General features: G+C 55.1%; 11 protein-coding genes. 5 read left to right on the top strand and 6 right to left on the bottom strand.

Features of this window, described 5'->3' with window-relative positions; translation table 11 throughout:
- Positions 1 to 112 precede the first annotated feature (112 nt).
- The 3 genes from tnpA to K7H09_RS23935 are packed head-to-tail and all read left to right on the top strand — an operon-like array spanning position 113 to position 1,016.
- Positions 113 to 433, top strand: coding sequence for an IS66 family insertion sequence element accessory protein TnpA (gene tnpA / locus K7H09_RS23945; protein WP_035560457.1), 321 nt, complete (start codon positions 113 to 115; stop codon positions 431 to 433).
- Positions 434 to 465: 32 nt separating this feature from the next.
- The gene (gene tnpB / locus K7H09_RS23940; RefSeq protein WP_035560887.1) at positions 466 to 801 is read left to right on the top strand and encodes an IS66 family insertion sequence element accessory protein TnpB; all 336 of its coding nucleotides are present in this window, start codon (positions 466 to 468) and stop codon (positions 799 to 801) included.
- A 56-nt stretch (positions 802 to 857) separates the two neighbouring features.
- Entirely contained in the window at positions 858 to 1,016 is a 159-nt protein-coding gene (locus K7H09_RS23935; RefSeq protein ID WP_230806307.1) for a hypothetical protein, read from the top strand.
- A 42-nt stretch (positions 1,017 to 1,058) separates the two neighbouring features.
- Here the strand turns inward: K7H09_RS23935 and K7H09_RS23930 are convergent, their stop codons facing one another.
- From K7H09_RS23930 to K7H09_RS23920, 3 genes are read right to left on the bottom strand one after another with little or no spacing between them, the layout of a single operon-like run.
- Positions 1,059 to 2,348 carry an ISL3-like element ISPpu12 family transposase gene (locus tag K7H09_RS23930; RefSeq protein WP_004574636.1) on the bottom strand — a complete coding sequence of 430 codons (1,290 nt, stop codon included), beginning with the start codon at positions 2,346 to 2,348 and terminating at the stop codon, positions 1,059 to 1,061.
- Positions 2,349 to 2,369: 21 nt separating this feature from the next.
- Positions 2,370 to 2,882 (bottom strand): signal peptidase II, encoded by a 513-nt coding sequence (gene lspA, locus K7H09_RS23925; RefSeq protein WP_004863699.1) that lies wholly within the window; start codon positions 2,880 to 2,882, stop codon positions 2,370 to 2,372.
- 3 nt (positions 2,883 to 2,885) lie between these two features.
- Positions 2,886 to 3,782: a cation transporter gene (locus K7H09_RS23920; RefSeq protein WP_004574643.1), complete on the bottom strand. Its 897-nt coding sequence runs from the start codon at positions 3,780 to 3,782 to the stop codon at positions 2,886 to 2,888.
- A gap of 95 nt (positions 3,783 to 3,877) precedes the next feature.
- On the opposite strand from K7H09_RS23920, the gene cadR reads away from it, so the two are divergent.
- The gene (gene cadR, locus K7H09_RS23915; RefSeq protein WP_004364961.1) at positions 3,878 to 4,285 is read left to right on the top strand and encodes a Cd(II)/Pb(II)-responsive transcriptional regulator; all 408 of its coding nucleotides are present in this window, start codon (positions 3,878 to 3,880) and stop codon (positions 4,283 to 4,285) included.
- Between the two features lie 203 nt (positions 4,286 to 4,488).
- Positions 4,489 to 4,914 (top strand): MerR family transcriptional regulator, encoded by a 426-nt coding sequence (locus tag K7H09_RS23910; protein ID WP_044630842.1) that lies wholly within the window; start codon positions 4,489 to 4,491, stop codon positions 4,912 to 4,914.
- On the opposite strand, the gene K7H09_RS23905 is transcribed toward K7H09_RS23910, so the two are convergent.
- From K7H09_RS23905 to lgt, 3 genes are read right to left on the bottom strand one after another with little or no spacing between them, the layout of a single operon-like run.
- Positions 4,911 to 5,645, bottom strand: coding sequence for a sulfite exporter TauE/SafE family protein (locus K7H09_RS23905; protein ID WP_230806305.1), 735 nt, complete (start codon positions 5,643 to 5,645; stop codon positions 4,911 to 4,913). The genes K7H09_RS23910 and K7H09_RS23905 overlap by 4 nt on opposite strands.
- Positions 5,646 to 6,188: a protein-disulfide reductase DsbD domain-containing protein gene (locus K7H09_RS23900; protein ID WP_022522186.1), complete on the bottom strand. Its 543-nt coding sequence runs from the start codon at positions 6,186 to 6,188 to the stop codon at positions 5,646 to 5,648. It abuts the gene before it with no gap.
- Positions 6,185 to 6,997 carry a prolipoprotein diacylglyceryl transferase gene (lgt, locus tag K7H09_RS23895; RefSeq protein ID WP_022522187.1) on the bottom strand — a complete coding sequence of 271 codons (813 nt, stop codon included), beginning with the start codon at positions 6,995 to 6,997 and terminating at the stop codon, positions 6,185 to 6,187. The genes K7H09_RS23900 and lgt overlap by 4 nt, the downstream gene beginning before the upstream one ends.
- Between the last annotated feature and the right edge of the window lie 89 nt (positions 6,998 to 7,086).

Raw genomic sequence — 7,086 nt, 5'->3', positions numbered from 1 at the left:
GGAACACCGTGACATAGCGATGACCGCGCCGTAAGCGCCCTTAAACCGACATCTACCGCTCTCGCTTTTACCCCCTCACACTGATGCCATCAGAACTTTGTGAGGGGGTTACATGAGGCATCAAGAACGTGAGCAATATTGGCAGCAACAAGTAACCGAATGGCAAACCTCTGGCTTGTCCGGCATGGCGTTTTGCAAGCAACAAGCGCTAACGTACCATCAGTTTGCTTACTGGCGTCAAAAGCTCTTGGCCAGTCCATCGTCAACACAAGAACCGGTCGCTGGTTTTGCCACCGTCGCGTATTCCAATACCGTCATCGCAAACGAAATAGATTCCACGGGACTTGCAGTCTCACTGCCCGGTGGCATTACGGTCACGGGGTTGCACGCGGGCAATGTGGCGTTACTGGGCGACATCCTGAGGCAGCTGTGAAGCGGTCGCGCTATTTACGCCCCGCGTGGGAAATGCCCGAGATCTACCTGTACCGCGCGCCGGTCGATTTTCGCAAGCAAGCCAACGGCCTGGCGTTATTGGTGGAGCAAGAGCTGGGACACAACCCCTTTAGCGGGGCGTTGTATGCTTTTACCAACCGACAGCGGAACAAGATCAAGTGCCTGATGTGGGAAGACAATGGCTTCGTGCTTTATTACAAGGCACTGGCCGAGGAGCGCTTCAAGTGGCCCGGCCCCTCGGATGACATCATGGCGCTGACCGGCGAGCAGATCAACTGGCTGTTGGATGGCTACGATATTACCCTGATGCACGGCCATAAAACCCTGCATTACGACAGCGTCGGGTAGGCCATAAAGCTCTGATTTTCAGTGCTTTAACAGGTCGATTTTGCTATCATCGACGCATGAAAAAACACGCTGAAGCCCCTTCCCAAATGCCTGATCTCAGTGGCCTCTCAGCCGCTGAGGTAAGGGAGCTTGTGGCGGGGCTTCAGCAACAGGTGGCGGCCCAACAGACAGCGTTACAGCAGCGTAATCTCTATATTCAGGGTATACGGATTTAATGGTTGATGGGGCACCTTCACCCCATCAATCTGATACCACCCTCAGATGGTTGATAGATCGACTCCGTAGTTGAGTTCCTCTGCGAAGTCCGGCAGTCCGTAACCGATGGTTTTCTTGTAGAAAGGAGAGACCTTCGCAGTCGGTGCCTTCTTCTTGTGCTTCGTGGTGTAGAGCATTCGTGCCCGCATCACCTCGAAGGAGTAACCGCGCCCTTCACGGTTCTTGTCCTTGGCCAGTCGGTTGATGGACTCCGTGTAAGCGTTGGTGACGGGCATGTCCGTCTCGAAGTAGGTCATGGTCTCTTCGCGCCAGTTTCCCACTGCCCTGACCAGATCGCTCCAGACTTCCTTTTGGCCCTTCGGGATGGTGGCTATCCACTCGTCCAGGGCGGCTTCTGCCTGGAGCCGTGTGGTGGCGTCCCAGATGCCGTAGAAGCGCTCCTTGTGCTCGTAGGCGGCCAGCAGTTGCGGGAACGCGCCTGTCCAGGTCTCCATAATGAGGCGCTCCCGGTCTGAGACTTCGTGAGCGCGTTTCAGCAGGATTTTCCGGTCTCCCTTGAGAGTCCGGCTCTGGGACGGTTTCAGCTCCTTTCTGAGGCCCTTGCGCACTCTCTCTAGGGCATCGTTGGCCATGCGCACCACATGGAACTTATCGACCACGATACGGGCCTGGGGCAGCACAGCCTTGACCGCTGCCCGGTAGGGGTTCCACATGTCCATGCTGACGATCTCGACCTTCTGCCGGTCTTTCAGCTTCATCAGGTAGTTGGTCACCACGTCCTGGCGGCGGGTGGCCAGCAGGTCGAGCAGGGTTCGCTCCTCAATGTTGGTCAGAATGCAGCGGTAGCGCTTGTTCAGGTATAGCTCGTCAATGCCCAGGATGCGGGGCGTCTCGAAGCGGTGCCAGCGCCCCAGGAACTCGGCGCGGGCGTTGAAGATGTCGCGCACCGTCTTCTCGTCCAGGCCGGTCTGTGCCGCCACAAAGGTGTAGGGGTGGTTGAAGGATTCCTTCTCCACGTACTCATGCAGCCGCAGTGTCATACGGAATCCGTCCACCATCTCCGGTAGCTGGGGCCTGAATGTTGTCTTGCAGGCCCGGCAGGTGTATCGGCGGCGGACCACCCAGAGAGTGACCCGCTTGCCGTGGATGGGCAGATCACGATAGGGAACGTCACGCTTGCCGAACCGTACGAACTCACCCTGCACGCCGCATTCCTCGCAGGCGATGGGATCGGGCACGTCCACCTGGAAGTGCATTTCGTCGTCGGTTGATTTGCAGCCCAGTACTTGGTATTGCGGCAGGTGAAGGATGTTGTCGGGAAGTTCGGTCATGGTGTTGTATAGGCGTAGGTGTCAGTCAGATCCATCCGGCTCGGCATTGGTGTTTGCTTTTTTACCCAACAAGCTGCTGGAAACGAAAAGTAAGGCACCGAGGACAATTGCAATATCAGCCAGGTTGAAGGCCGGCCAATGCCAGTCTCGCCAATAGAAATCAAAGGAATCCACAACATAGCCGCGAAAGACCCGGTCAATCAGGTTGCCCATGGCGCCACCGAGGATAAGACTGTAAGCGATGGCTTCTCCTTTATGACGATTTTCAAGGATCAGCTTGATCAGAAAAATCGAGACCACTACCGCGATTCCGATAAAAAAGTAGCGCTGCCAGCCTCCACCATTCGCAAAAAGACTGAATGCGGCACCGGTGTTCCATAGGTGCACCCAGTTAAAGAACGGGGTCACCGAAACATACTCGCCATAGGCCATTGATTGCTGCACCAGCCACTTTACAGCCTGATCAGACGCTGCCAGCAGGCCCGATATGGACAATAGGGCATACGGCGAGAGCTTTTTGCCAATAATGAGCATTATTTAACCCTTCAACGCCAAAATGCGTCTGGCACCGTTAAGTACAATGCCCCCCGCGATGGTGCCGATAATCAGATCCGGATAATTGGAACCGGTCCACGCGACCAGGGCGCCGGCGGTGATGACCCCCAGGTTGATCACCACGTCGTTGGCCGAGAATATCCAGCTTGCCTTCATGTGCGCCCCGCCTTCCCGATGTTTGGATATGAGCAGCAGACAACTGGTATTGGCAATCAATGCGACGAATGCGATAGCCATCATCACCAGCGATTCAGGCTCACTACCGAATACAAAGCGTCTCACCACCTCTACGAGCACGCCCACAGCCAAGATCAGTTGCAGTACACCAGCAAGATGCGCGGCACGTACCTGCATTTTCACGCTATGTCCAACCGCATAAAGGGCAAGCCCGTACACCGCCGCATCGGCAAAATTGTCCAGGGATTCTCCAATCAGGCCGGTGGACTGGGCGATCAGACCGGCAGTCATTTCCACCACGAACAGAAGTGCATTGATGCCGAGCAACCAGCGCAGGGTCCCGGATTCTTGCTTAGCAGAAGCTGCCGAAAACTCGGCGGCCTTGATGGTCTCCGGATTTGCAGCGACGGTTTCCTGAAGCGAGGCGCCTAGCCCCAAGGTCTTCAGTTTCGAGGTGACGGGCTCGACCTCGCCGTCATGCACGACCTTCAGCCGGCGGTTCGACAAGTCGAAGGACAGCGCCCGAATCTCCTCAAAGCCGTTCAGGGCTAGGCGAATCATTCGTTCTTCTGATGGACAGTCCATCTTCGGCACAGCATAAACACTGACCCATCTCCCTGGCGCCTCGGAGGAGGCCTGTATATCGGTATCCGCTGCGGACGTTGCATCACCGCCACAGGCGCCACCACAGGATTTGCTCATGATACGACTCCACTTGAACAATGTTGTGGTACCATTTAAAACTATAAAGCTACTATAATGTCAATGGAGTAAAGAATCCGTTGGGGAGGAGGCTGATGCGCATTGGTCAGTTGGCGCAGTTGGTAGGGGTCGAAACACAGACGATCCGCTTCTATGAACAGCAGGGCTTGTTGCCGCCGCCTGATCGGCAGGACAACGGTTACCGTGTCTATACCGAGAAGCATGGTGAGGGGCTGGCCTTCATCCGTCGCTGCAGAATCCTGGGCCTGTCACTGGCTGAGATTCACGAACTACAGAGCTATCAGGACGACCCTCATCAGCCTTGTACCGCCGTCAACGCCTTGCTCGATGATCACATCTCTCATGTGCGGTCGCAGATAACCGCTCTGCAAGCGCTTGAGAAACAACTCGTTTCACTGAGAGCGAGTTGCAACGATGACCGGGAAGTTGAGGCGTGTGGGGTTCTTGCTGGAATTAGCGAAGGAAACATGCACCAGCAGTAGGTGAAGCATCAACCAGATAATCCGATGAGATGCCGGTCTGTCTCACTCTCATGCAAAGGTAAGATCAACCATTTAATCCGCTTACCCATTTTAAATTTCGATGTACAACCGAAAGGTTTGCCATAAGCGCCCGTTGAAGACTTGACCTTTGGGCAGCCTGGCGGTTGTAAGCTGGCTACGAGTAAACAAATGAGGGTAAGCCAATGCGAGTCTCCGAGCTGGCTCAGACGGGAGGGGTAACGGCAGAAACGGTACGTCACTATACAAGGGAAGGGTTGTTGCAACCGCACCGCGACCCGCGCAACGGTTATCAACTCTACGATATAGAGTCCTTGGGGCGCCTACGTTTTATCGACTGCCTGCGTTCGCTGGGCGTTAGTCTTCCAGAGATCAAACAAATATTATCTTGGGCGGATCAAGGCACCGTAGAGTTTAATGAACCAGTACCACTCGCCACTCAAAGGCGACGTCTTCACTTGCGGACCCAAGAACTTCAGGTGATAGCGCGATGGTTAGATAACATGAACCAAGACAAGATGACTGAAAGCTTCAGGCTGAAGGAACTAATCGAATCGCTTGGGACAGGTAAATTAGTTTTCGAGGCTAATGATTCGCGAAGTAATCATTAGTGATGCTGCGAAGTCATGGCACTGTGCGTATCCACCATCCCTATCATGGATTGCAGATGCCAGAGTTGCCAGACAGCAAACGTAATAATCAGCAGCGCTGCTAGCGTACGAGTCGCGGGGCTACGTATCCATATTGAGACACGGCGCGCTGCCACTCCGGTCGCTAGGACGGCAGGCAAGGTGCCGAGCCCAAAGGCCCCCATCATCGCGGCGGCACGCAATGGCTCGGCTACAGCAAGACTCCAGGCCAGCATCGAATAGATTAGCCCACAAGGCATCCAGCCCCATAGCGAGCCAAGTGCGAACGCTTGGGGCACTTTTACAACAGGCATCAAGCGACGTCCTATTGGTTCGATGCGGCGCCACAGAACGCGCCCTAGTGCCTCGATACGTAGCAAGCCCTTCCACCAGTTGGCGATATAAAGCGCCATCAGTATCAACATGACCGCCGCCAGGATACGCAATACCAGGGCGAAGCTGTCCAATGCATGGTTGAGCACGGAACCGAGCAGGGCCACCAAGGCACCCGCGATCATGTAGCTGCTGATACGGCCTAAATTATAGCCGAGCAACAGAGCTGCTAAACGGCTAGGTTGTCGCATGCTGGGGGGCACAGCAAAGGTCAGGGCACTCATGATGCCGCCACACATGCCGATACAGTGCGCGCCTCCCAGCAAGCCGAAGACGAAGGCCGCCGCCAGCGGCGGCAGGCTCAGGTCGGCGGGATTCATTTAAGGAGCGCCTTTGGTGCTATCCGCCGTACCAAGGGAGGGGCTGGTGGCGAAGGTCGCCGGAGGGGAGCCGTACGGTGAGATAAGTTCGACCTGTTCGGGTGGATAGCAAAGTCCTTGATCGGAACAGCCCTGAAAGGTCACCACGACGGCCAACGGTCCGATCACGGTCTCGCTCGCCTCGATGGGCGCACTCACCAACACCTGATTGTAGAAAACATTAATGTCCCCCAAAGATGCGTGCGACATTGGCTCACCAGGTGGCAAAGCCAGCTCTCCGAAATTGATACTTCGAGAGAGACTCTCAATCGCAAACTGATGCCGATGAAGGTAATAGTCTTCGGCGACGGTGAAACCGACATAAACCCGATCATCGTCTCGCCAAGCGGTGGTTCGGAAGGCTTCTGTAGCCGGTAGAAAGTCACGTTGCGTCGAACGGTTAAAAGGGGAGCTTTTGTCACCAACCCCAAATATCTCTTCACGTGCCGCTACCGGTGTGACTATAAAGAGTGCCACCATTAGAAAAGCGAAGACTTGTTTCATGAGTTTAACGCCGCCTTTGGCTTATCCACTGGCTGACGTCTGGACCAAGCGACCAGAGCAAAACCCGCTATGAGCATCGGTAGTGTCAACAGCTGCCCCATGGTCAACCAGCCAAAAGCGATGAATCCCAACTGAGGGTCTGGGAGGCGCACGAACTCCACGATGAAGCGAAAGGCTCCGTACAGAAGCAGGAACAACCCAGAGATGAGGCCTCGCTGACGCGGTCGGCGCGATAGCCACCACAGCACGGCAAACAACACGACACCTTCAAGGGCAAACTCGTAGAGAGCCGAAGGATGGCGTGGCTCTGGGCCCAGCTCCATCATGGATGGAAACACCATTGCCCAAGGTACATCACTAACTCTTCCCGGTAACTCGTGATTGATGAAGTTACCGAGGCGACCCGCTCCCAGGCCGATCGGGACTAACGGAGCAATGAAGTCAGTCAGTTGAATAAAAGCCAGTTGATGTTTGCGAGCAAACAGCCAGGCAGCCACTAATACACCGGCAAGGCCGCCATGAAAGCTCATGCCTCCTTCCCAGATTTTTAATAACCAAAGGGGGTTTGCTTGCAGTTGTTCGAGCCCGTAAAACAGCGCATAGCCAAGACGGCCGCCAACGATGATGCCGATGGCGCCGTAGAAGATCAGGTCGCCCATATCATCGTGGCTTAGGCCGAGTCGGTGGGCTCGATGCCGACCCAACCACCAAGCAGCGACTAGCCCGATGACATACATTAAGCCATACCAGTGGATCTGAAGAGGGCCTATGGCGATGGCGATCGGATCAATTTGAGGGTATTGCAACATATACCTTCCTTAACTTAGCGTTACAGATGGAGTTATTAATAAAAAAATAATGCGTTTTTGAACCGCCCCGGTTATTCCGGAGACCGGTT

This window comes from Halomonas sp. IOP_14, from assembly GCF_021021315.1.
In the GTDB taxonomy this organism is placed as follows: domain Bacteria; phylum Pseudomonadota; class Gammaproteobacteria; order Pseudomonadales; family Halomonadaceae; genus Vreelandella; species Vreelandella titanicae.
Note: the sequence above shows the minus strand (reverse complement) of the source record. Positions and strands in the feature narration are given on the sequence as shown.

Coding starts and splice junctions, on each gene's coding strand:
- K7H09_RS23935 (WP_230806307.1), top strand. CDS start 858: ATGAAAAAACACGCTGAAGCCCCTTCCCAAATGCCTGATCTCAGTGGC.
- lgt (WP_022522187.1), bottom strand. CDS start 6,997: ATGTTGCAATACCCTCAAATTGATCCGATCGCCATCGCCATAGGCCCT.
- K7H09_RS23900 (WP_022522186.1), bottom strand. CDS start 6,188: ATGAAACAAGTCTTCGCTTTTCTAATGGTGGCACTCTTTATAGTCACA.
- tnpA (WP_035560457.1), top strand. CDS start 113: ATGAGGCATCAAGAACGTGAGCAATATTGGCAGCAACAAGTAACCGAA.
- tnpB (WP_035560887.1), top strand. CDS start 466: ATGCCCGAGATCTACCTGTACCGCGCGCCGGTCGATTTTCGCAAGCAA.
- K7H09_RS23905 (WP_230806305.1), bottom strand. CDS start 5,645: ATGAATCCCGCCGACCTGAGCCTGCCGCCGCTGGCGGCGGCCTTCGTC.
- K7H09_RS23920 (WP_004574643.1), bottom strand. CDS start 3,782: ATGAGCAAATCCTGTGGTGGCGCCTGTGGCGGTGATGCAACGTCCGCA.
- K7H09_RS23930 (WP_004574636.1), bottom strand. CDS start 2,348: ATGACCGAACTTCCCGACAACATCCTTCACCTGCCGCAATACCAAGTA.
- K7H09_RS23910 (WP_044630842.1), top strand. CDS start 4,489: ATGCGAGTCTCCGAGCTGGCTCAGACGGGAGGGGTAACGGCAGAAACG.
- lspA (WP_004863699.1), bottom strand. CDS start 2,882: ATGCTCATTATTGGCAAAAAGCTCTCGCCGTATGCCCTATTGTCCATA.
- cadR (WP_004364961.1), top strand. CDS start 3,878: ATGCGCATTGGTCAGTTGGCGCAGTTGGTAGGGGTCGAAACACAGACG.